Source organism: Pseudomonas sp. TWI929 (assembly GCF_039673335.1).
In the GTDB taxonomy this organism is placed as follows: domain Bacteria; phylum Pseudomonadota; class Gammaproteobacteria; order Pseudomonadales; family Pseudomonadaceae; genus Aquipseudomonas.
Genome location: NZ_JBDJLK010000084.1, coordinates 1 through 22,564 on the forward strand (window position 1 = coordinate 1; position 22,564 = coordinate 22,564).

Consider the following 22,564-nt stretch of genomic DNA (forward strand, 5'->3'; position numbering starts at 1 on the left):
CTCCCACAGGTACAACACCAACCTCCAGCCTTGTGGTGGTCCTGTGGGAGCGGGCAAGCCCGCGAAGAGGCCGGAACAGGCTCAACCAGCAGTAGGCTTTTTCACCGCCCGTGGCTTTTTCGCCGCAGCCGGTTTAATCCCCGGCAGGGCAGCCGCCTTCGGCTCAGCCGCTACCTTGGGCTTGGCCGGCGCCCGTTTGCGCGGCGCTGCTTTCGGTGCCAAGGCCTCGGCCTCGGCCAGCTTGCGCGCCATGTCCCAGTGGCGCTCTTCCTGGCCGGCGGGTTTACCCTCGGACTCCCAGATCTGGTAGGCAAATTCGCGTATACGTTTTTCTTCAACACTCATCATGACGCTCCTGATGCTCAAGATTGTTGTATCAACAGGTTGACTGGAAACTCCGCCAGCACGGCACTCAACATCAGCTCCCTTGAAGGGCTGACCGCTGTACAGGGGAAAAGTCCCGTCGAGTTGGCAGGCGACAAGGCAAACGGCAGGATCACCCGGGTGTCGTCCCAGTTCTGCGCCGGGATCAACGGTGTAGTGGCGCCACCGAGCAGGGTACTGGCCAGGCGTGGCACGACGATGACGGCCCGCTCGCCGTCTCCCAGCCGGGCAAAGGCGATCACCTGGTCCGCGTGCCGGCCCTGCACGCTCAGCGGCAGGTAGGCCCCACGGCGGAACAGTTCGGCGTGGGCCTGGCGGCAGTCCAGCACCCGGGCGATCAGGGCCTGCTTGATGCGGCCATCGCGCCAGTGCGCCAGCAGCTCGGCTGGCGGTGTGGCGTCGTCCAGGGTGCGACGCCTGCAAGCGTAGTCCACGGCGCGGCGGTTGTCCGGGTCGACCAGGCTGAAGTCCCAGTATTCGTTGCCCTGGTACAGGTCGGGCACACCGGGCGTGGTCATGCGCAGCAGGGCCTGGGCCAGGCCATTGAGGGCGCCGGGGCACGCCAGCAGGTGCGCAGCGTCGGCCACGGATTTGCGCAACTGCTGGTTCTCGCTGTCCAGCAACAGGCCGCCAACATAGCGGGCACAGGCGCTTTCATAGGCCTCGCTGGGGGCGCTCCAGCTGCTGCGTAGCTTGGCCTCGCGCACGGCCTTCTGCTGCCACTGGCGAATGCGCTCGGCATACTGGCGCAGGGCATTGTCGTCGTGCAGGTCAAGCTCAAGCGGCCAGCTGCCAAGCAGCGTCTGCAACAGCATCAGTTCGTCGCCGGGGCTGGGCGCCGGGCCGTCGTCCAGTTGCGTGCGCAGCGGCTCTGCCAGCTCGCGCCAGTGCTCTACCCGGCTGGCCAGCCACGGGCCGCGCTCGCTGAGCACGGCCAGGCGCGCACGGGTGTCTTCGCCGCGCTTGTGGTCATGGGTGGCGGTGGCCAGCAAGTTATCGGGGAAGTCGCGCAGGCGTCGCTGGGCTTCGTTGTGGAAGTGCCCAGTTGGGGCGCTGAAGCGCTCGGCCTCGAAGCCCACGTCGTTGCGCGACAGCAGGCGGGCGCTGCGGTAGAAGGCGGTGTCCTCCACGGCTTTGGCAGCGCTGGGCGCGGTCAGTTGCTGGAAGCGCACACAGGCGTGGCGCAGCTGCTTGCGTACCCGGCCCGGCGGCAGGTGGCGCCAGGCTTGCCCGCCCAGCCACTGTTCAAGCTGCTCGAGCAGCGGCCAGTCGGCTTCGCCAAGGTCCTGGCGAGCGTTGGCCAGCGCCTGCTGGAAAAATCCTTCGTCTTCAGCCGGGCGCCCACAGGCGTTGAAGTAGGTGCGGTACACCGGGTAATGCGCCACCAGCGCCTGCAAGGCCCGGCGGATCGCACCCAAGGTCAGGTCGCGGGTCATCAGGTCGTTGCGCGCTACCTGCAGCAGCGCCTGGGCCACCGATTCGCAGTCGCCGGCCAAGCTGGCATTGAGCACCAGGTGGCGGGCCTGGCGCACCTCTTCGGCGTAGCTGGGGCGTTCGCTGCTGTTGGCCCACAGTTCGGTCAGGGGCGCTTCACCGGCCGGGTCGTGCTGCAGCAGCGAGACCTGGTTCATGAATTCGTAGCCGGTGGTGCCGTCGGTAAGCCAGTCGCGGTGCAGGTGCTCGTTGGCGCCGAGGATCTTCTCCACATAGATCGGGAAGTGTTCCACCGCCGCATGCAGTGGCCGACGTGCCAGCAGCCCATCGACCCGTCGACGCAGTTTACGGCAGTAACCGCGTGGGTCGGCAAGGCCATCGATATGGTCGATGCGCAGGCCATCCACCAGGCCGCGCTCGATCAGGTCGAACAGCTTGGCGTGGGTGGCCTCGAACACCAAGGCGCGTTCCACGCGCAGGCCGCCCAGTTCGTTGATGTCGAAGAAGCGCCGCCAGTTGATGTCGTCGGCGGCGGTGCGCCAGCTGGCCAGGCGATAAGTTTGTCGCTCCAGCAGCAGGTGCAAGCGCTTGAAACCGTTCTCGGCGCGGCTGTCGAAGGCCACCAGGGCCGACTCAAGGTCGGCGCCTTCGCGCACCAGGCGGGCCAGTTCGGCGTGCAGGGGCAGGGCGTCGGCCAGCGGGGAGGCTGACGCGCTCAATGCAGTGAAGTGTTCGGCCAGTGCCTTCAGGGCCGGCTCCGGGCTCAGCGCCAGAACCCAGCCATAGTCGATCGGGCAGATCGGGAAGCGATGCTGGTAATGGGCGACCTGCAACAGCCCTAGGTGCCTGTCGAATTGAAGCGGGATCTCGCCATTCTTCAGCGCTACGCCATAGTCGCTGCCGAGGAACGGCAACAGCAGTTGCCCGGCCAGCAGCGGGTCGCTGGAGTGCCATTGGATGTCGAAGAACTCCGCATACGGGCTGCGCCGGCCCCAGGCCAGCAGGCTTTGCCACCAGGGGTTGTCGGCGCCGCCCACGGCCATGTGGTTGGACACGGTATCGAGGATCAGCCCCATGCCGTGCTGGCGCAGGGCGGCGACCAGCCGTTGCAGCGCCGCCTCACCGCCAAGCTCGGGGTTGACGCAGGTCGGGTCGACCACGTCATAGCCGTGGCGGGAACCTGCGCGGGCCTTGAGGATGGGCGAGGCATACAGGTGGCTGATGCCCAGCTGGGCGAAGTACGGCACCAGCGGCACCGCGTGGTCGAGGCTGAAATCACTGTGCAACTGCAAGCGCAGGGTCGCGCTCAGCGGCTTCACTGGTCACGCTCCCAGGCCTGTTCGCGGGCCTGGGCCAGCAGTTCCAGGCGCCGCGCGGCGTCCTCGTCATCAAGCAGTTCGCGCACTGGCCGGGCAAAGCGCCGGCGCCAGTTGGGGTGGCCAGCGGTGGTGCCCGGCAGGTTGGGTTGCTCGTCGCAGCCCAGCAGGTCTTCCAGCGGTACCAGCACCAGCGGTGCGCGCGTATGGCCGACGTAGCGGATAGCCGCATCGATCACCGCGTCGTTATCCTTCAACTCGCCGTAGTTGGCCTCCAGGGTCCGGCGCAGGCCGTCATGTTCCTTCTGCCGTTCGTGGCGCCAATGCAGCTCGGTGGCAGCGTCAATCAATTGCAAGCGGCGGCTCCAGTCGATGTCGCGGTTTTCCAGCCAGCCGGCCAGCGGTGCCAGGTCGTGGGTACCGGTGGTGGCCAAGGCGTTGTCCGGCCAGTCGAGAATCGGCTTGAACTGGCCGGGCTGGGTTTGCTCGAAGGGCAGCACGCGCATGCCCAGCACGGCCTTGGCCGCCAGCTGTTCACGCAGGCCGTCGGGCACGGTGCCCAGGTCTTCGCCAAGGATGATCGCCTGGTGGCGCACCGACTCCAGCGCCAGCAGGCGTAGCAGGTCGTCCAGCGGGTAGTTGAGGTAGGCACCTTCGCTGGGCTTGGCCCCCTGCGGGATCAGCCATAGCCGGCGCAGCCCCATCACATGGTCGATGCGCAGGCCACCGGCATGGGCCAGGTTGGCCCGCAGCATTTCAATGAAGGCGCGGTAACCGTTGCGCTTGAGGCCCTCGGGCGAGAAGGCACAAATGCCCCAGTCCTGGCCGGCGCGGTTGAGGATGTCGGGCGGCGCGCCCACCTTCAGGCCGGCCAGCAGCTCGTCCTGGCGGCTCCAGGCTTGGCTGCCGGCGCCGTCGGCACCCACTGCCAGGTCGGCAATCAGGCCGACCGCCATGCCGTTGCCGCGGGCCGCTTCCTGGGCGCGTTGCAGGCCCCGTTCGGTCAGCCATTGGCAAAAGGCATGGAACTCGACCCTGGCCGGGTAGGCGTTGGCGAAGGCCTCCACTTCCGCGTGGTACGGGTCGTGCCAGGCCTTGGGCCAGTTGCGCCAGTCGGCGCCCAGGCCATGCTCCACCGCCTGCGCTTGCAGCACTTCGAAGCGGCAGTGGTGCTCCAGCGCCTGGCCGCCGGCTTTGCGGAAGCTGTCGAAATCATTGCGCAGCGGGTGCTCGCCCTGGCTGAAACCCTGGTACAGGGCTTCAAGCAGGCGCTGGCGGGCGCTGGCGGCGCGCGGCCAGTCGACCAGCGGGCCTTGCTCCAGGTCTTCCAGCTGTTGCTCCAGGCCGCACGCTTCAATGGCCACCCGCACCGCCCGGTCACCCAGCAAGGCGGCGGGGCTGGCGTACAAGGTGTTGAGCAGCAGGCGGCTGGAGGGCGAGTAGGGGCTGTAGTGCGCCTGGTCGATCGCCGACAAGGCGTGGATCGGGCTGATGGCCAAGGCATCGGCGCCGCGCTCGGCAGCCGAACGGGCCAGTTGTTCGAGGGCCAGGCAGTCGCCGTAGCCGCCATCGCCAGGGCGGCGCAGGCTGTACAGCTGAACGGCCAACCCCCAACAGCGCGGCGGTGGCTGCTGCACCTTGTCGTCCAGGCTGTGGCAGCGTGGCGGGGCCACCGCCACGGTGAAACGGCGGCTGTCGATTTGCACCTGATGGTAGCCGATGGGCAAGTCACCGGGCAGGCGTGCCTGCTCATCGAGGCTGAGGGTGACGGAGGCTTGGTCCTCCAGGGTGCAGTGGGCAACGCTGGCTGCACTGAAATAGCGCGCCAACGCCAGCGGCTGGCCCAGGTCGGCGGTCAGCAACGGCGGCAGGTGCTCGCTGTCTTCGGCGGCTTCCACCGCGCGCAGGCTGGCGGCAATGGCGCTGTCATCGGCGGCAGGATGGCCAAGCCCTTCGAGGATGTTGCGCAGCACCTCGTCGCTGACGCGCTGGGGCCGGGCATTGGCGTCAATCCAGTCGCGGCTCAGCCCGACGCGGGTTGCCAGACGGTGCAGGGCGGTTTCGCTCATGGGCGCTCCTGGGTAGGGGGCAGCAGGCTGACCACGCAGCTGTAGGCAGCCAGGTGGGTGTCAGGGTGCTGGGTGTCGCTGCTGTCGAACAATCGGGTGAGTGGCGCGGGCAAAGCGACCTCCTGCGGGGTGGCGGCCAGGTTCAGGTCGATGCGCAGCGTGTTGCCATCGCCCAGGCGCCAACGGGCGGTCAGTGCTTTTTCGCCATGCACCTCGGCGCCCAGTGAGCGGCTACCGGGCAGGTGCGGGATGACGTGGCGGCGGCGCAGGTCGAGCAGTTGCTGGTAAAGGCCGTGCCAGCCGGCGATCACTTCCTTGTTTTGCGGGCGCGACGACTCGAAGGTCTGTTCGGCGTTGGGGTCGGGAATGTGCTCACGTTGTTCGGGGTCGGCGAACGCGGTGAAGTGGGCGAACTCACCGCGCCGGCCTTCGCGCACGGCATCGGCCAACTGGTCATGGAAGTCGGTGAAGAACAGGAACGGCCGGCAGCTGCCATCGTCGTCGCCCATGAACAGCAGTGGAATCATCGGTGCCAACAGCAGCAGGCTGGTGGCTGCACGCAGGGCCGGCGGCGGGCACAGGCGAGTCAGGCGTTCGCCCAGGGCGCGGTTGCCGATCTGGTCGTGGTTTTGCAAAAACAACACAAAGGCGCTGGGCGCCAGGTGCCCGCTGGGCTCGCCGCGTGGCGTGCCGTGGCGGTTTGCCTGACCCTGGAACACGAAGCCTTCGGCCAGGCAGCGCGCCAGTTGGTCGATGGGGCGTTGCTGGTAGTCGGCGTAGTAGCCTTCGGTTTCGCCGGTCAGCAGCACATGCAAGGCATTGTGGCCGTCGTCGTTCCACTGGGCGTCGAAGCCCTGTTCCAGCAGGCCGGCCTGGTTGTGCTCGTTTTCCAGCACCAGCCACACCTGGCGGCCCGGCGCCACCGCGGCGCGCACCCGCTGCGCCAGCTCGATAAGGAAGTCGGGCTGGTCGATGGCATGCACGGCATCCAGGCGCAGGCCGTCGCAGCGGTAGTCGCACAGCCACATCAGGGCGTTCTGGATGAAGTACTCGCGTACCTGCGGGCGGCGGAAGTCGATGGCCGCGCCCCAAGGCGTCTGCCGGTCTTCGCGGAAGAACGGGCTGGCGTACTGGTGCAGGTAGTTGCCGGCGGGGCCGAAGTGGTTGTAGACCACATCCACCAACACCATCAGCCCTTCGCCGTGAGCCTGGTCGACCAGTGCGCACAACTGCTCGGGGCTGCCGTAGGTGTTCTGCGGTGCGTAGGGCAGCACACCGTCGTAGCCCCAGTTGCGCTCGCCGGGGAACTGCCCCAAGGGCATCAGCTCGACCGCACTGATGCCCAACTCGGCCAGGCGTGGCAGCTGCCGGGCCACGCCGTCATAGCCATCGAGCAGGCCAACGTGCAGTTCCTGGATCACCGCCTCGTGCCAGGGCCGGCCCTGCCAGGGGTGTTGCCAGGCATAGCTGGCCACATCCACCACCTGGCTCGGCCCCTGTACGCCATCGGGCTGGTAGCGCGAAGCCGGGTCGGCCACCTTCAGTTCACCGTCGATACGGTAGTGGTAACGGTCACCAGCCTGGCACGTGGCCACGCCGGTGTACCAGCCATCAGCCTCGGGCAGCAGCTCGATGGCCGGCTGCTGCTCCAGTTCCACGCTCACGCTACGCGCATCAGGCGCCCAGAGGGCGAAGCGCGCCGACGTGGCGTCCAGCAAGTGTGCGCCATGCCTGTGCATCTTCGGCCCCCGCTCAGTAGTGGCTGAACTGCGCTTGCTTGACCAGGTCCTCGTACAGGCGGGCGTAGGGTTCCACCGCCTGGCACCAGTTGAACGGCTGGGTCATCGACAGGCAGCGCATGGCGTTCAGCAGGTCCTTCTTGCCATATACATAGAAGGCGCGGCTGAGTGCTTCGCGGTAGCTGTCGACGGTCGATTCGTTGAACAGGAAACCGGTGACGCCGCACTCGATGGTGTCGGCCAGCCCGCCCGTGTTACGTGCCACCGGCAGCGAACCGAAACGCTGCGCGTACATCTGGCTGAGGCCGCAAGGCTCGTAGCGCGACGGCATCAGCAAGAAGTCGCTGCCGGCGAACATGCGCCGGGCATCGGTTTCGTTGAAGCCGATGCGCACGCCAATACGGCCCGGGTGGCGCAGCGCCAGCTCGCGCATGGCCTGCTCTTCTTCAGGCTCGCCACGGCCGATGATCGCGATCTGCCCGCCTTGCTCGACGATGTAGTCGGCCACGCCCAGGGTCAGGTCCAGGCCTTTTTGGTAGACCAGCCGCGAAACCACGGCAAACAGCGGGCCTTCGGAGTCTTCAAGGCCGAACAGCTCGCGCACTTCCTGGGTGTTGCGCGCCTTGCCTTCCCAGTCGTTGATGCTGAAGTTGTGCTGCAGGTGCTTGTCGGTGGCCGAGTCCCAGCTTTCGTCGATGCCGTTGGGGATGCCGCCGAGCAGGCCTTGCTGGGCTTTGCTGGCAAGGAAACCATCCAGGCCGCAGCCAAATTCCGGGGTGGTGATTTCCCGGGCATAGGTGGCGCTGACCGTGGTGATGTGGCTGGAGTAGGCCAGGCCGGCCTTGAGGAACGACAGCTTGCCGTAGAACTCCATGCCTTCCTGCTGCATGGCATGGTCGGGGATCGCCAGCTCCGGGCTGCAGCCGCGGCTGTACACACCTTGGTAGGCCAGGTTGTGGATGGTGAACAAGGTTGGCGTGTTCAACCCGCGCCAGTGCATGTAGGCCGGGGCCAGGCCTGCTGGCCAGTCGTGGGCGTGCACCACTTCGGGCTGCCAGTGGATCTTGCCTTCGCCAGCGGCAATTTCGGCGGCGGCCAGGCCCAGGCGGGCAAAGCGGATGTGGTTGTCGGGCCAGTCGCGGCCATTGTTGGCGCCATAGGGAGTGCCGTCGCGCAGGTACAGCTCGGGGCAGATCAGCACATAGATGACCAGGCCGTCGGCCATGTCCATGCGGCCGATCTTGCACGGCGGCAGGGCAGCGTGGCCGCCCAGTTCACCGACGATGTGGATGGGGTTGTCGCTTTCCATCACCTGGCGGTAGCCGGGGATCAGCACCCGCACGTCGTGCAGGTGCGCCAGGGCGCGGGGCAGGGCCGCCGACACGTCACCCAGGCCGCCGGTTTTCACCAGGTCGGCGATTTCCGAGGTCACGAACAAAATCTTGCGCTTGTTGGGGTTTTGCTGGCGCTGGGCGCCGGGTGCCTTGCCTGTCGTGGCGAAGTCCGGGGTGAGCGGTTCGCGGTTGTCCGGGTTGAATGAATCTACGTGAGGCTCGACAGCGGCACTGATCATACTTCTCTCCGTCCCTATGCTTGGCCGGGTGCTGGCACCCGTGGCGATGTTTCGTGTTGGTTCTCTCTACTTCTGAATGCTGCGTAATGCGTTCCATGCCCCAGGGTCGTGCGCGCAGGCACAGCGCGATCGGCGTTCCGGCCGAAGGCGATTGGGCTGGTTTGGGTGGTGGGCCGAGGCTGGGAAGTCCCTTTGCGTTTGGCCTACTTAATTCCTGACCTGCCCGCTTTCCTGAAAGTTCGACTTTTTGGTCACTCTTCCGTTGAGCAAATGGCGGGCCGAAAACCGAGTGTAGGAGAGAAAGAGATAAAAAGGTGACCCACTGGTCACTATTGTTATGTGCGGAATAGACGCAAACGTTGGCGTTTGTGAGCAGATGTGAAAGGGCTTGCGGAGGGGGTATTGCGGGTGCGCCAAATTGTGGCCTGAGCGGGCTTGTGCACCATATTGGGGCGCTGGAGGGGCTTCTTCGCGGGTAAACCCGCTCCCACAGGAACCGTGGGATCTCAGAGGCAGCACAAAACCTGTAGGAGCGGGTTTACCCGCGAAGAGGACAGGCCTGCAAAAAAGGAGGGGGCGTTCAGCAAGGTGGGAGCTTCAAAGCCCCCACTAGAGGAAGAAAAAATCAGAGGCTGACAGCTTTATCGCCATCACGCTGTTGCGCCAGCAGCAGGTTCAGTTGCGCAACCTGCTGACGCAGCTGGTCACGTTCGTCTTTCAATTTACGCAGCTCATCACGGCGCACGGAGACATAGAGGGTCTGGGTTGGGGTTGCAGGCATCAAAGTACCCATGAGCACACCTCGCGGTTTTGGCTGGTGACAAGTCAAAGCGTAGACGCTTCACGCGGGGCGCATTTTGAATTCTTTCGCAGGCCTTGGGAACTTTTTTGTTTATCGTGGTCTCGCCGTTCGTCGCTGAACCCTCGTGCGGCATGCTGGACTAATCTGAACAGCTGGACTGTGTTGTCATCCATTTCGAAAGGGGAGCATCGGCTCATGCAACTGGGAATCGTCGGGCTGGGCCGCATGGGCGGCAATATCGCAAGGCGGCTGATGCGCGCCGGCCACCGCACCGTGGTGCACGACCGCAACCGTGAGGCCATCACCGGCCTGGAGGGCGAGGGTGCCCAAGGCGCGCACGACCTTGGTGCGCTGGTACAAAAGCTCAAGGCGCCACGCGCGGTGTGGGTCATGCTGCCGGCGGGTGAGCCCACCGAGCAGACCATCGCCCAGCTGGCCGAACTGCTGGAACCGGGCGATGCGATCATCGACGGCGGCAACACCTTCTACAAGGACGACATGCGCCGCGCCGCTGAGCTGGCCAAGCGCGGCCTGCACTACCTGGACGTCGGCACCTCCGGTGGTGTGTGGGGCCTGGACCGTGGTTACTGCATGATGATCGGTGGCGAAAAAGACGTGTTCGAACGCCTGGAGCCGCTGTTCAAGGCGTTGGCGCCAGGCGTGGGTGATATCCCGCGTACCCATGGCCGCAGCGGCGAGCACCAGCGCGCCGAGCATGGCTACATCCATGCCGGCCCACCCGGCGCCGGGCACTACGTGAAAATGGTGCACAACGGCATCGAATACGGCCTGATGCAGGCTTATGCCGAAGGCTTCGACCTGCTGCGCAGCAAAGGCGGCAACGCGTTGCCGCAGGAGCAGCGCTTTGACCTGAACGTGGCCGAAATCGCCGAGGTGTGGCGGCGCGGCAGCGTGGTTACCTCGTGGCTGCTCGACCTCACTGCCGATGCGCTGGTGGCCGACCCGCAACTGTCGCAGTTCAGTGGCTCGGTGTCCGACAGTGGGGAAGGCCGCTGGACCATCGATGCCGCCGTCGAGCAGGCGGTGCCGGTGCCGGTGCTGTCCAGCGCGCTGTTCGCGCGCTTCCGTTCGCGCCAGCAGCAGGGCACCTACGGTGACAAGATTCTCTCGGCCATGCGCCTGGGCTTTGGTGGCCATGTCGAGAAGAAAGGCGAATGACTAAACCGACCATTGCAGCTGCACCCCCTTGCACCTTGTTCCTGTTCGGCGCCAATGGCGACCTGGTCAAGCGCCTGCTGATGCCGGCGCTGTACAACCTCAGCCGCGACGGCTTGCTGGACCGCAACCTGCGCATCGTTGGCGTCGACCACAACCCAGCCAGCGCCGAGGATTTTGCCCAGCGCCTGCACGCGTTCATGGTCGAGCGCGACCAGGGTGGCGCGGGTACGGCCAAGTGCCTGGACGAAAAGCTCTGGGCGCGTTTGGCCAAGCGCCTGGATTACCAGACCGGTGACTTCCTTGACCCGGCGACTTACCAGGCCATTGCCAGGCGCATCGACGCAACCCGCCACGGCAACGCCATCTTCTACCTGGCAACGTCGCCGCGCTTCTTCCCGGAGGTTGCCCAGCAACTGGGGCAGGCCGGGCTGCTCGACGAGTCCGCCGGCGGCTTTCGCCGGGTGGTGGTCGAAAAGCCCTTCGGCACCGACCTGGCCAGTGCCGAGGCGCTCAACGCCTGCCTGCTGAAGGTGATGGGCGAGCGGCAGATCTACCGCATCGACCATTACCTGGGCAAAGAGACGGTGCAGAACATCCTGGTCAGCCGCTTCTCCAACGGCCTGTTCGAATCGTTCTGGAACAACCACTACATCGACCATGTGCAGATCACCGCCGCGGAAACGGTCGGCGTCGAAACCCGTGGTGCGTTCTATGACAGCACTGGGGCCCTGCGCGACATGGTGCCCAACCACCTGTTCCAGTTGCTGGCGATGGTGGCCATGGAACCACCGGCCGCGTTTGCCGCCGATGCCGTGCGCAGCGAGAAGGCCAAGGTGGTCGGTGCCATCCGTCCGTGGTCGGCGAAAATGGCCCTGAAAAACTCCGTGCGTGGCCAGTACAGCGCCGGCAAGCAGGGGCGCAAGCAGCTGCCCGGTTATCGCCAGGAGGCCAACGTTGCCGCCGACAGCCAAACCGAGACCTACGTGGCGCTGAAGGTGATGATCGACAACTGGCGCTGGGCCGGCGTGCCGTTCTACCTGCGTACCGGCAAGCGCATGAGCGTGCGTGACACGGAAATCGCCATCTGCTTCAAGCCCGCGCCTTATGCGCAGTTCCGCGAATCGGAGCTGGAGCGGCCCAAGCCCAACTACCTGAAAATCCAGATTCAGCCCAACGAAGGCATGTGGTTCGACCTGCAGGCCAAGCGCCCCGGGCCGGAGCTGGTGATGGAGAATATCGAGCTGGGCTTTGCCTACAAGGACTTCTTCAAGATGACCCCGGCGACGGGTTACGAAACGCTGATCTACGACTGCCTGACCGGTGACCAGACCTTGTTCCAGCGGGCCGACAACATCGAGAACGGCTGGCGTGCCGTGCAGCCGTTCCTTGACGCCTGGGCCCAGGGCGGCGAGGTGCACGAGTACCCGGCCGGTGAGGATGGGCCTGAGGCTGGCAATGAACTGCTGGCCCGGGACAAGCGCGAGTGGCACCGGTTGGGGTGAGAGGTTTGTAAGCCTGTGCCGCCCCTTTCGCGGGCAAGCCCGCGAAGAGGCCAGCACCGGCCACCACACAAAGGAGACCCGATGCCCGCCCACATCGAAGACTACGCCCTGCTGGGCAACTGCCGCAGCGCCGCCCTGGTCAGCCGCGACGGCTCGCTCGACTGGCTATGCCTGCCACGCTTCGACGCCCCCGCAGTATTCGCCGCCCTGCTGGGCAACGAAGAAAACGGCCGCTGGCGCCTGGCCCCCTGTGACCCGGTCGAGCACAGCCGCCGCCAATACCTGGCCGACACCCTGGTACTGGAAACCACCTGGGTGACCGCCAGCGGCCGTGCCCGCGTGCTCGACTTCATGCCGCTGGACGAGGTCAACTCAGTGGTGCGTATCGTCGAGGGTGTCTCTGGCGAAACAAACTTCGAAATGGACCTGGTCATGCGCTTCGACTACGGCCGCAGCGTGCCCTGGGTGGAGCGGCTCGATCCACTCACCCTCAGCGCTGTCGCCGGCCCCGACCGCTTGATCCTGTGCAGCACCGTGCCGCCACACGCCCGCGACCTCCACACCGTTGCCCGCTTTCGCGTAAGCACGGGCGAGCGCCAGGTCTTCAGCCTGCGCCACCAGGCGTCCCACCTGCCCGTACAGCCCGACTGCAACGTGGACGATGCCCTTAAAGCCACCATTGACCAATGGCAGGCTTTCGCAGCGCGCTGCCCGGAAGTTGGCCCCTACACCGCCTTGGTACGCCGCTCGCTGCTCACCCTCAAGGCCATGACCTACGCCCCCACTGGCGGCATCGTTGCTGCCGTTACAACCTCGCTGCCCGAACGCGTTGGTGGCGAGCGCAACTGGGACTACCGCTTCTGCTGGCTGCGCGACGCCACCATGACCTTGCTGGCGTTCATGAACCTTGGCTACTTCGACGAAGCCCAAGCCTGGCGCGAATGGCTGCTGCGTTCGGTGGCCGGCAACCCTGAACAGATGCAGATCATGTACGGCCTGGCTGGCGAACGCGACCTGCAGGAATACACGTTGCCGTGGCTGGCCGGATACGAACATTCGAAACCTGTGCGAGTGGGCAATGCCGCGTCGCAGCAGCTGCAGCTGGATATCTACGGTGAACTGGCCGATGCCATGACCCAGGCGATCAAGGGCGGCTTGCCGCGCCACCCGCGCAGCGCCGCCATCTCCCGTTTGATCCTGCCCTACGTCGAGCGCATCTGGCGCGAGCCGGACGAAGGCATCTGGGAAGTGCGCGGCGACCGTCAGCAATTCGTGCATTCCAAGGTGATGGCCTGGGTCGCCTTCGACCGTGCCGCAGGTCTGGCTGACACCACCGAACAAGGCCGCGAGCAGGGGCAGCATTACCGCCAGGTGGCTGACGAGATCCACCGCGAAGTGTGTGGACAAGGCCTGGATTGCAGCGGCAAGTTCTTCGTGCAGGCCTATGGTTCGAGCGAGATGGATGCCAGCCTGTTGCAGATTGCCCTGACCGGTTTTCTGCCAGCCGATGACCCGCGCTTCCTGCGCACGCTGGAGCAAATAGAACAGCGCCTGCTGAAAAACGGCCTGCTGCTGCGCTACGACAGCGACAGCTGCAGTGACGGCCTGACGCCGGGTGAGGGCACCTTCCTGGTGTGTTCGTTCTGGCTGGCCGATGTCTACGTCCTGCTGGGGCGCCAAGTACAAGCGCAGGCCTTGTACGAACGCCTGACCGGCCTGTGCAACGAACTCGGCCTGCTGGCCGAACAGTACGACCCGGCCGGCCAGCGCATGCTCGGCAACTTCCCCCAGGCCTTCAGCCACATCGGCATCATCAACACCGCCCTGAACCTGCACCGCGCGCAGTGCCCGGTGCGCGACCGGGCCAGTTGCGGATAGCCAACGCGGCCCCGGCGATATTTGCGGCAAAGCTGAAATCTGGGGCCGCTACGCGCCCCTTTCGCGACACAAGGCCGCTCCCACAGGGATTGCGCTCGCTTCGAGAAACAAGCGGAGTAGACTAGGGCAAACACCATTCGGCACGGAGCACACATGGGTATTCGCGGTACGGAACGGCAAGTTCACAACATCGAGTTCAATGTCAGCGACATCGCAGTCCTGGACGGGTATGAACTGGCGGTGTGGACGGCCCAAGCCTGATGGCCAACCACAAGATCGAAATCCGCCGGCGCAATATAGAGAAGATTCTGCAGGCGGCGGAAAAGGTGTTCGCCGAGAAAGGCTACGGCGCCACCTCCATGGGCGATATTGCCGAGCAGGCCGAGCTGCCGCGTTCCAACCTGCATTATTACTTCAGCACCAAGGACGAGCTGTTCCGCGCGGTGCTGCAGGACCTGCTGGATGTATGGAAGCAGGACGCGCTGTGCTTCGAGAATTTCGACGACCCGCGTGTGGTGCTGACCAGTTACATCCGGGCGAAAATGGGCCACTCGCGCTCACGGCCGTTGGGCTCGAAGATCTGGGCCGAAGAGATGCTGCACGGGGCGCCGGTGCTAGGGGTGAACCTGGATGAAAGCCTGGTGCCCTGGGCCAAACTGAAGGAAGCCAAGATCCGCCGCTGGGTGGAGGAGGGGCGCATCCTGCCGGTGGAGCCGTCGGCGCTGCTGTACATGATCTGGGCCTCGACCCAGCACTATGCCGACTTTGGTTACCAGGTGGAGCTGCTCAATGGCGGCGAGGCGCTGTCGGACATGGCCTTTGAAAGTGCAGTGCAGACGGTGACCAGCGTGATCTTGCGGGGGATTGGGCTGGAGCCCTGAACCGGTATTCCAGGTGGACGCGGTCTTTTTGTGGGAGCGGCCTTGTGTCGCGATTGGGCCGCGAAGCGGCCCCTCGATTTCTGCATTGCGGCAAAGATTGCTGGGTCCGCTGTGCGGCCCTATCGCGACACAAGGCCGCTCCCACAAGGGACCGCGTAAGTTGGTCGGACGGTGACCTGCCTCAGCTGGCCTCGCGGTAGGGGTTACGCGGGTCCTGCGTCCAGTTCAAATAAGGCTTGCCGGTATCCTGCGCCTGCATCTCGATGCAGCTTTCCACCGGGCAGGTGATCTGGCACAGGTTGCAGCCCACGCATTCCTCCTCGATCACGCTATAGGCATGCGTGCCGTCAGCCTTCAGCGTGCTGGCAATGGCCTGGTGCGAGGTGTCCTCGCAGGCAATGTGGCAGCGCCCGCAGCCGATGCACGCCTCCTGATCGATGTGCGCTACCGACTTGTAGTTCATGTCCAGGTATTTCCAGTCGGTGGTATGCCCCACCGCCTGGCCACGGAAGGCTTCGATGTTACGGTGGCCGTGCTGGTCCATCCAGCGCGCCAGTCCGTCCTTCATGTCCTCGACAATGCGAAAACCATGCAGCATCGCCGCCGTGCACACCTGCACGGCGCCACTGCCCAAGGCCATGAATTCCGCCGCATCACGCCAGTTGCTGATGCCGCCAATGCCACAAATAGGCAAGCTGCGGGTCTCCGGATCGCGGGCAATTTCCGCCACCATGTTCAGGGCTATCGGCTTGACTGCCGAGCCGCAGTAACCGCCATGGGTACTCTGGTCACCGACGATGGGGTGGGCCACCATGCGGTCGAGGTCGACGCTGGTGATGGAGTTGATGGTGTTGATCAGCGACACCGCATCGGCCCCGCCACGGTGGGCGGCGCGGGCTGACTGGCGGATGTCGGTGATGTTCGGCGTAAGCTTGACGATCACCGGCAGCGAGCAGTGCGTCTTGCACCAGCGGGTGACCATCTCCACGTACTCCGGCACCTGGCCGACCGCAGCGCCCATGCCGCGTTCCGGCATGCCGTGCGGGCAGCCGAAGTTCAGCTCGATGCCATCGGCCCCGGTGGCTTCCACCAGCGGCAGGATGAACTTCCAGGACGCTTCTTCACACGGCACCATCAGCGACACGATCAGCGCCCGGTCGGGCCAGTCCTTCTTCACCTGGGTGATTTCCCGCAGGTTGATTTCCAGCGAACGGTCGGTGATCAGTTCGATGTTGTTGATGCCCTGCACCTGGCGGTTGGGGCCGTAGTGCGCCGAATAGCGTGACGATACGTTGACCGCCGCCGGGTCCTCGCCCAGGGTTTTCCAGACCACGCCGCCCCAGCCGGCCTCGAAGGCGCGGACCACGTTGTAGGCCTTGTCGGTTGGCGGGGCAGAGGCCAGCCAGAACGGGTTGGGTGCCTTGATACCGGCGAACACAATAGACAAGTCGGCCATTTATGCTGCCTCCACGTTGAGCATGAGTTGGGCATGGATGGCTTCGGCGGCCAGCTTGCCGTGTTGCACCGCCTGGACGGTGAGGTCCTGGCCCAGCGCGGTGCAGTCGCCACCGGCGTACACACCCGGCAGGCTGGTTTGCAGGGTTTCATCGACGCGAATGCGTTCGCCCTCGCGGGCCAGTTGCGCGGCCACCGGGTCACCAAGGCTGGCGTCGTCGAAACGCTGCCCGATGGCTTTGAAGATGGCGTCGGCGGCCAGCTCGAAGGTTTCGCCGGTGTCGCGCAAGCGGCCGTCCGCCAGTTCGGTGCGGGCAAAGCGCATGCCGCGCACCTTGCCGCTGTCGTCCAGCAGCACGGCATCGGGGCGCGCCCAGGTGTGCAGGCGTACCTGGTTGGCCTTGGCGATGTCCTGCTCGTGGCCGGTGGCGCCCATGTCGGCATGGCCACGGCGGTATACCAGGTTGACGTCGCGGGCACCCAGGCGGCTCATCTGCACGGCCATGTCGATGGCCGTGTTGCCGGCGCCGATCACCAGGCAGCGGTCGGCCAGCGGCAGCTGGCTCAGGTCATCGGCCTGGCGCAGTTCGCGGATATATTCAGTGGCGGCGAGCAGGCCGGGGGCTTCCTCATCGGCCAGGCCCAGCTGGCGCACGGCGTTCAGGCCGAGGCCGAGGAACACCGCGTCGTACTGGTCGCGCAGTTCGCCCAGGCTGAGGTTGCTGCCCAGGCGCTGGCCATGGCGAAGCTCGATGCCACCGATGCCGAGCAGGAACTCCACTTCACGCTGGGCATAGTCGTCCACCAGCTTGTAGCGGGCGATGCCGTACTCGTTGAGGCCGCCGGCCTTGTCGCAGGCCTCGAACACCACCACCTCATGCCCGTGCATGGCCAGGCGGTGGGCACAGGACAGCCCGGCAGGGCCGGCGCCGACCACGGCGATGCGTTTGCCGGTGGCCGGTGACCGCTCGAATGGGTGCTCGCTGAACTGGGTGTTGTCCAGGGCGTAGCGCTGCAACTGGCCGATCAGCACCGGTGCGCACTCCTGGGCGTTGTTGCGCACACAGGCTTGCTGGCAGAGGATTTCGGTGGGGCAGACGCGGGCACAGCTGCCGCCGAGAATGTTGGCCGAGAGAATGCGTTCGGCGGCGCCTTGCAGGTTTTCGTCGCTGATGCGATGGATGAACGACGGGATGTCGATGTCGCTGGGGCATGCGTTGACGCAGGGGGCGTCGTAGCAGTACAGGCAGCGCGCGCTTTCCACGGCAGCCTGGCGGGCGGTAAGGGGTGGGGCCAGGTCGCTGAAGCGCTCGGCCAACTGGTCGGCGCCGGCCCGGGGGCGCGGCAAATGGTTCAGGGCGTCGATCACGGTTGTAGCCTCTCTATTTTTTATGGTGCAGGCGACAGGTGTTGCGGTGATTTCTGGGGGCGCTGCGCACCCCAATCGCGACGCAGGGCCGCTCCCACAGGGGCGCGCGGCGCTTTTGCTTTTTGTGGGAGCGGCCTTGCGTCGCGATTGGGCCGCACAGCGGCCCAATGGCCTCAGCGCTGAACCGGCGTCGGCCGCTGCACTTCGGCCCGGCGCCCCAACACCTCATACACCGACGGGTACGCCGGCCGTTCCACATACCGCCCCGCGCCCGCTTCGGCGCGCAGGTCGCCATCGGCCCAGAGCACCTTGCCCTGGCTGATGGTGTGGCTGGGGATGCCGCGCACGGTGCGGCCTTCGAAGATGTTGAAGTCCACCCGCTGGTGGTGGGTCTGGGCCGAGATGGTGCGGGTGCCTTGCGGGTCCCACAGCACCAGGTCGGCATCGGCGCCGACGCGGATGGCACCCTTGCGCGGGAACAGGTTGAAGATTTTTGCCGTGTTGGTAGACGTCAGCGCAACAAACTCATGCATCGACAGGCGCCCGCTGTTGACCCCGGCATCCCACAGCACTGCCATACGGTCTTCGATGCCGGCGGTGCCGTTAGGGATGCGGCTGAAGTCGTCGCGCCCCATGGCTTTCTGCTCGGCGCAGAAGCAGCAGTGGTCGGTGGCGGTGGTGTGCAGGTTGCCCGACTGCAGGCCGCGCCACAGCGCTTCCTGGTGTTCGCGCGGGCGGAACGGTGGGCTCATCACATAGCCGGCGGCGGTGGCCCAGTCGGGGTCGCGATAGACACTGTCGTCCAACAACAGGTGGCCGGGCAGTACCTCGCCGTACACCGGCTGGCCCTTGCCCCGGGCATAGGCGATCTCATCCAGCGCTTCGCGGCTGGAAACGTGCACCAGGTACAACGGCGTGCCCAGGGTTTCGGCAATGCGTATAGCGCGGCTGGCCGCCTCGCCCTCGACTTGAGACGGGCGCGACAGCGGGTGGGCTTCCGGCCCGGTCAGGCCCTGGGCCAGCAGCTTTTTCTGCAGGTGGTACACCAGTTCGCCGTTCTCGGCATGCACGGTAGGCACCGCGCCCAGTTGCAGGCAGCGCTCGAAGCTGGCCACCAGGGTGTCGTCGGCGGCCATGATGGCGTTCTTGTAGGCCATGAAGTGCTTGAAGCTGTTCACCCCATGCTTGGCCACCAGTTCGCCCATCTCTTCGGCCACCTGCTCGCTCCACCAGGTGATGGCGACGTGGAAGCCATAGTCGCTGGCGCTTTTCTGCGCCCAGCCACGCCAGGTGTGGAAGGCCTCCAGCAACGACTGCTGCGGGTTGGGGATGACGAAGTCGATGATCGAGGTGGTGCCACCGGCCAGGCCGGCGGCGGTGCCGCTGAAGAAGTCTTCGCTGGCCACGGTGCCCATGAACGGCAATTGCATGTGGGTGTGCGGGTCGATGCCGCCGGGCATCAGGTACTGGCCGCTGCCGTCGAGGATCTCGCAGTCGGTAGGCGGTTCGAGGTTTTGCCCAATGGCGCGAATCAGGCCATCGGCACACAGGACATCGGCGGGGTAACTCTCTTCGTGGGTAACCACGGTGGCGCCACGGATCAACAGGGACATGCCGTTTTCCTCGCAGGCTGACCGGTCTGGGCCGGTTCTTGGAATTGTCTGGGGGCCGGGCGGGCAGGGCGGTTAATCCTGTCAGGCCTGACAAGATTGGAGGCTAGATGCTGATTCGTGATTCAGCAAGGAAGTTTTCCTATAAATATTGTGGTTTTTAAGTTTTTGAATTTGAAAGATTAATTTATTCAGTTGTGCTGACTACGGGGCTTTCAGAAATTTTGACTAACTTGACAAGATGAAAATCTGGTCGAGATTTCTAAGCACAATACGCGTGTGTACTCCGGCCATCGAATTAGCCCGATGAGCAAACAACTACAAAAAAATCTGGAGAAGGGCCCATGCAACAGAGCAGATCGGAAGTGGTCGAGCAGGATGGCCTGTTCGAGCTGTCCGAGGGCAGTGATGTCCTCGACAGCCCACGCTACAACCATGACATCGCACCGACCAAGGTGCACCAGCGCACCTGGAACAAATGGCACATCACCGCCCTGTGGGTAGGCATGTCCATCTGCGTGCCCACCTACACCCTCGGCGGCGTGCTCACCGCCTACTTCGGCCTCAGCGTGGGCGAGGCCTTGCTGGCGATCCTGCTGGCCAACGTGATCGTACTCATCCCGCTTACCCTCAACGCCTTCCCCGGCACCAAATACGGCATCCCGTTCCCGGTGCTGTTGCGTTCGTCGTTCGGCATTCTCGGTTCCAACGTACCGTGCCTGATCCGCGCGGTGGTGGCCTGCGGCTGGTTCGGTATCCAGACCATGTTCGGCGGGCTGGCCATTCACCTGTTCCTTGGCTCGGTGTTCGACGGCTGGAAGGCCCTGGGCGGTACCGGCGAGGTGATCGGCTTCATGATCTTCTGGTGCCTGAACCTATGGGTGGTGCTGCGCGGCGCCGAGTCGATCAAGTGGCTGGAAACGCTGTCGGCACCGCTGCTGGTGGCGGTGGGTGTGGGCCTGCTGTTCTGGGCCTTGCCGCACATGTCGATGACCGAACTGCTGGCCCAGCCACCCAAGCGCCCGGAAGGGGCGAGCGTGGTCAGCTACTTCTGCGCCGGGCTTACCGCCATGGTCGGCTTCTGGGCCACGCTGTCGCTGAACATACCCGACTTCAGCCGCTATGCCCGCAGCCAGAAGGACCAGATTCTCGGGCAGATCTTCGGCCTGCCGTTGACCATGTTCCTGTTCGCCGCGCTGGGGGTGGTGCTGACTGCCGCCTCGGCGTCGCTGGTAGGCGAGACCGTTTCCGACCCGGTCAGCCTGATCGGCAAGATCCACAGCCCGTTCTGGGTGGCCCTGGCCATGGCGCTGATCGTGATCGCCACGCTGTCGACCAACACCGCGGCGAATATCGTGTCACCCACCAACGACTTCCAGAACATCGCCCCACGCCTGATCGGGCGCAGCCGCGCGGTATGGCTGACCGGCTTCATCGGCCTGGCGCTGATGGGCCATGAGTTGCTGAAGAAGCTGGGCTGGATCGTCTCCGACCTGAGCCTGGAGAGCGTGTACTCCAACTGGTTGCTGGGCTATTCCAGCCTGCTCGGGCCGATTGCCGGGATCATGGTGGTGGACTACTTCCTGATCCGCCGGCAGAAGCTGGACCTGGCCGGGCTGTACCGCGACGACGTGTACCCGGCGTGGAACTGGGCTGGCTTCGCCGCTTTTGCGTTGCCGGTAGCGCTGACGGTGATGGCCATTGGTAACAGCAGTTTCAGCTGGTTCTACGACTACGGCTGGTTTACCGGCTCGCTGCTGGGTGGGGGGCTGTATTACCTCTTCGCCGGCGTGGTCGCGCGTAGCCCGGCGCGGGTGGCCAAGCCCTTGCCGTGACACCACGCCGGCGATAGGGCCCGCACAGACAACAAAAATGCCTGAAGGAGAAACCCGTGACCCCAGTCAAAGAGATGCTGAAGACCACCGCCCACCACATCGACAGCACCCGCCTGTGGCAATCGCTGATGGACCTGGCCCACCTCGGTGCCACCGCCAAGGGCGGCGTGTGCCGCCTGGCCCTGACCGACCTCGACCGCCAGGCCCGCGACCTGTTCGTTCAATGGTGCGAGGCCGCCGGTTGCACGGTCAGCATCGACGCCGTCGGCAATATCTTCGCCCGTCGCCCGGGGCGTAACCCCAAACTGCCCCCGGTGATGACCGGCAGCCATATCGACACCCAACCCACTGGCGGCAAGTTCGACGGCTGTTTCGGGGTAATGGCCGGGTTGGAAGTAATCCGCACCCTCAACGACCTCGGCGTGGAAACCGAAGCACCGCTGGAAGTGGTGGTGTGGACCAACGAAGAAGGCTCGCGCTTCGCCCCGTGCATGATGGGTTCGGGGGTGTTTGCCGGCAAGTTCACCCTGGAAGAGACCTTGGCCAAACGCGACGCCCATGGTGTCAGCGTTGGCGAAGCGTTGAACGCCATCGGCTACGCCGGCCCGCGCGCGGTGCTTGGGCACCCGGTGGGGGCGTATTTCGAAGCGCATATCGAACAGGGGCCGATCCTTGAGGACCAGGCCAAGACCATTGGTGTGGTGCTGGGTGCCCTGGGCCAGAAATGGTTCGACCTGACCCTGCGCGGTGTCGAAGCCCATGCCGGCCCTACGCCCATGCACCTGCGCAAGGACGCCCTGGTCGGCGCCGCGGCCGTGGTGGAGGCGGTCAACCGCGCCGCCCTTGGCCACCAGCCGCATGCTTGTGGCACGGTGGGTCGCCTGCAAGCGTACCCAGGCTCGCGCAACGTGATCCCGGGCGAGGTGCGCATGACCCTGGACTTCCGTCACCTGCAAGGCGAGCAGCTGAATGCGATGATTGCCGATGTGCGTGGGGTGATCGAGGCAACCTGTGCCAAACATGGCCTGAGCCATGAGCTGGTGCCCACGGCCGACTTCCCCGCGTTGTACTTCGACAAAGGCTGTGTCGATGCCGTGCGCGAGTCGGCCAAGGCGCTGGGCCTGCCGCACATGGACATTGTCAGCGGCGCCGGGCATGACGCGATCTTCCTGGCCGAGCTTGGGCCGGCGGGGATGATATTCGTGCCGTGCGAAAACGGCATCAGCCACAACGAGATCGAGAACGCCACGCCTGATGACCTGGCGGCGGGTTGTGCGGTGCTGTTGCGGGCGATGCTGGCAGCGTCGGAGGCGATTGCCAGCGGGCGCCTGGCGGCCTGACATTGAAGTGTTTGCGCGGACTCTTGGGGATGCAACTGGCCTTTGTTGCATGGACTGGCCTCATCGCCGGCAAGCCAGCTTGCACAGATACTGCACGGGGCTTGAGGCTGATGCGATCCATGTGGGAGCGGCCTTGTGTCGCGAAAGGGCTGCGCAGCGGCCCCAGGATCTAGGGGTCAACGCTGATATCGCTGGGGC

15 protein-coding genes are annotated in these 22,564 nt (G+C 65.2%); 6 read left to right on the forward strand and 9 right to left on the reverse strand.

Annotated features, from left to right (window positions below; genetic code table 11):
• Nucleotides 1-81: 81 nt before the first annotated feature.
• The 6 genes from ABE456_RS23740 to ABE456_RS23765 form a co-directional block, all read right to left on the reverse strand.
• Entirely contained in the window at nucleotides 82-348 is a 267-nt protein-coding gene (locus ABE456_RS23740; RefSeq protein ID WP_346646107.1) for a DUF2934 domain-containing protein, read from the reverse strand.
• 14 nt (nucleotides 349-362) lie between these two features.
• On the reverse strand, nucleotides 363-3,137 hold the full coding sequence (locus ABE456_RS23745; RefSeq protein ID WP_346646108.1) for a malto-oligosyltrehalose synthase: 2,775 nt from the start codon (nucleotides 3,135-3,137) through the stop codon (nucleotides 363-365).
• Nucleotides 3,134-5,203, reverse strand: coding sequence for a 4-alpha-glucanotransferase (malQ, locus tag ABE456_RS23750; protein WP_346646109.1), 2,070 nt, complete (start codon nucleotides 5,201-5,203; stop codon nucleotides 3,134-3,136). The genes ABE456_RS23745 and malQ overlap by 4 nt, the downstream gene beginning before the upstream one ends.
• Nucleotides 5,200-6,942 (reverse strand): malto-oligosyltrehalose trehalohydrolase, encoded by a 1,743-nt coding sequence (gene treZ / locus ABE456_RS23755; RefSeq protein ID WP_346646110.1) that lies wholly within the window; start codon nucleotides 6,940-6,942, stop codon nucleotides 5,200-5,202. Before treZ ends, malQ begins: the two co-directional genes overlap by 4 nt.
• A 13-nt stretch (nucleotides 6,943-6,955) precedes the next feature.
• Nucleotides 6,956-8,515: a glycogen synthase GlgA gene (gene glgA, locus ABE456_RS23760; protein WP_346646111.1), complete on the reverse strand. Its 1,560-nt coding sequence runs from the start codon at nucleotides 8,513-8,515 to the stop codon at nucleotides 6,956-6,958.
• A gap of 625 nt (nucleotides 8,516-9,140) precedes the next feature.
• Entirely contained in the window at nucleotides 9,141-9,308 is a 168-nt protein-coding gene (locus ABE456_RS23765; protein ID WP_346646112.1) for a DUF6026 family protein, read from the reverse strand.
• 171 nt (nucleotides 9,309-9,479) lie between these two features.
• Between ABE456_RS23765 and gnd the strand changes: the two genes are divergently transcribed.
• The 4 genes from gnd to ABE456_RS23785 all read left to right on the forward strand — a co-directional run bounded on the left by gnd (nucleotide 9,480) and on the right by ABE456_RS23785 (nucleotide 14,757).
• The gene (gene gnd / locus ABE456_RS23770) at nucleotides 9,480-10,496 is read left to right on the forward strand and encodes a phosphogluconate dehydrogenase (NAD(+)-dependent, decarboxylating) (RefSeq protein ID WP_346646113.1); all 1,017 of its coding nucleotides are present in this window, start codon (nucleotides 9,480-9,482) and stop codon (nucleotides 10,494-10,496) included.
• On the forward strand, nucleotides 10,493-11,998 hold the full coding sequence (zwf, locus tag ABE456_RS23775; protein ID WP_346646114.1) for a glucose-6-phosphate dehydrogenase: 1,506 nt from the start codon (nucleotides 10,493-10,495) through the stop codon (nucleotides 11,996-11,998). Before gnd ends, zwf begins: the two co-directional genes overlap by 4 nt.
• Before the next feature lie 81 nt (nucleotides 11,999-12,079).
• A complete protein-coding gene (locus ABE456_RS23780; RefSeq protein WP_346646115.1) occupies nucleotides 12,080-13,876 on the forward strand; it encodes a glycoside hydrolase family 15 protein in 1,797 nt (598 codons plus the stop codon).
• Between the two features lie 260 nt (nucleotides 13,877-14,136).
• Nucleotides 14,137-14,757: a TetR/AcrR family transcriptional regulator gene (locus tag ABE456_RS23785; protein WP_346646121.1), complete on the forward strand. Its 621-nt coding sequence runs from the start codon at nucleotides 14,137-14,139 to the stop codon at nucleotides 14,755-14,757.
• Between the two features lie 181 nt (nucleotides 14,758-14,938).
• Here ABE456_RS23785 and preA read toward each other — a convergent pair whose 3' ends face one another.
• The 3 genes from preA to hydA form a co-directional block, all read right to left on the reverse strand.
• Nucleotides 14,939-16,213: an NAD-dependent dihydropyrimidine dehydrogenase subunit PreA gene (gene preA, locus ABE456_RS23790; protein ID WP_346646116.1), complete on the reverse strand. Its 1,275-nt coding sequence runs from the start codon at nucleotides 16,211-16,213 to the stop codon at nucleotides 14,939-14,941.
• Complete coding sequence (locus ABE456_RS23795; RefSeq protein WP_346646117.1) at nucleotides 16,214-17,581, reverse strand: NAD(P)-dependent oxidoreductase; 1,368 nt, start codon at nucleotides 17,579-17,581, stop codon at nucleotides 16,214-16,216.
• Nucleotides 17,582-17,754: 173 nt separating this feature from the next.
• Complete coding sequence (hydA, locus tag ABE456_RS23800; protein WP_346646118.1) at nucleotides 17,755-19,194, reverse strand: dihydropyrimidinase; 1,440 nt, start codon at nucleotides 19,192-19,194, stop codon at nucleotides 17,755-17,757.
• A 341-nt stretch (nucleotides 19,195-19,535) separates the two neighbouring features.
• Here hydA and ABE456_RS23805 point away from each other — a divergent pair, with 341 nt between their 5' ends.
• Nucleotides 19,536-21,026 (forward strand): NCS1 family nucleobase:cation symporter-1, encoded by a 1,491-nt coding sequence (locus ABE456_RS23805; protein WP_346646119.1) that lies wholly within the window; start codon nucleotides 19,536-19,538, stop codon nucleotides 21,024-21,026.
• 56 nt (nucleotides 21,027-21,082) lie between these two features.
• Nucleotides 21,083-22,366 (forward strand): Zn-dependent hydrolase, encoded by a 1,284-nt coding sequence (locus ABE456_RS23810; RefSeq protein WP_346646120.1) that lies wholly within the window; start codon nucleotides 21,083-21,085, stop codon nucleotides 22,364-22,366.
• The last annotated feature ends 198 nt before the right edge of the window (nucleotides 22,367-22,564 follow it).

What these genes read in the sequence shown, in the direction of transcription:
- ABE456_RS23740 (WP_346646107.1), bottom strand. Translation starts at nt 348, where the DNA reads ATGATGAGTGTTGAAGAAAAACGTATACGCGAATTTGCCTACCAGATC.
- malQ (WP_346646109.1), bottom strand. Translation starts at nt 5,203, where the DNA reads ATGAGCGAAACCGCCCTGCACCGTCTGGCAACCCGCGTCGGGCTGAGC.
- treZ (WP_346646110.1), bottom strand. Translation starts at nt 6,942, where the DNA reads ATGCACAGGCATGGCGCACACTTGCTGGACGCCACGTCGGCGCGCTTC.
- glgA (WP_346646111.1), bottom strand. Translation starts at nt 8,515, where the DNA reads ATGATCAGTGCCGCTGTCGAGCCTCACGTAGATTCATTCAACCCGGAC.
- ABE456_RS23765 (WP_346646112.1), bottom strand. Translation starts at nt 9,308, where the DNA reads ATGGGTACTTTGATGCCTGCAACCCCAACCCAGACCCTCTATGTCTCC.
- zwf (WP_346646114.1), top strand. Translation starts at nt 10,493, where the DNA reads ATGACTAAACCGACCATTGCAGCTGCACCCCCTTGCACCTTGTTCCTG.
- ABE456_RS23780 (WP_346646115.1), top strand. Translation starts at nt 12,080, where the DNA reads ATGCCCGCCCACATCGAAGACTACGCCCTGCTGGGCAACTGCCGCAGC.
- ABE456_RS23785 (WP_346646121.1), top strand. Translation starts at nt 14,137, where the DNA reads ATGGCCAACCACAAGATCGAAATCCGCCGGCGCAATATAGAGAAGATT.
- preA (WP_346646116.1), bottom strand. Translation starts at nt 16,213, where the DNA reads ATGGCCGACTTGTCTATTGTGTTCGCCGGTATCAAGGCACCCAACCCG.
- hydA (WP_346646118.1), bottom strand. Translation starts at nt 19,194, where the DNA reads ATGTCCCTGTTGATCCGTGGCGCCACCGTGGTTACCCACGAAGAGAGT.
- ABE456_RS23805 (WP_346646119.1), top strand. Translation starts at nt 19,536, where the DNA reads ATGCAACAGAGCAGATCGGAAGTGGTCGAGCAGGATGGCCTGTTCGAG.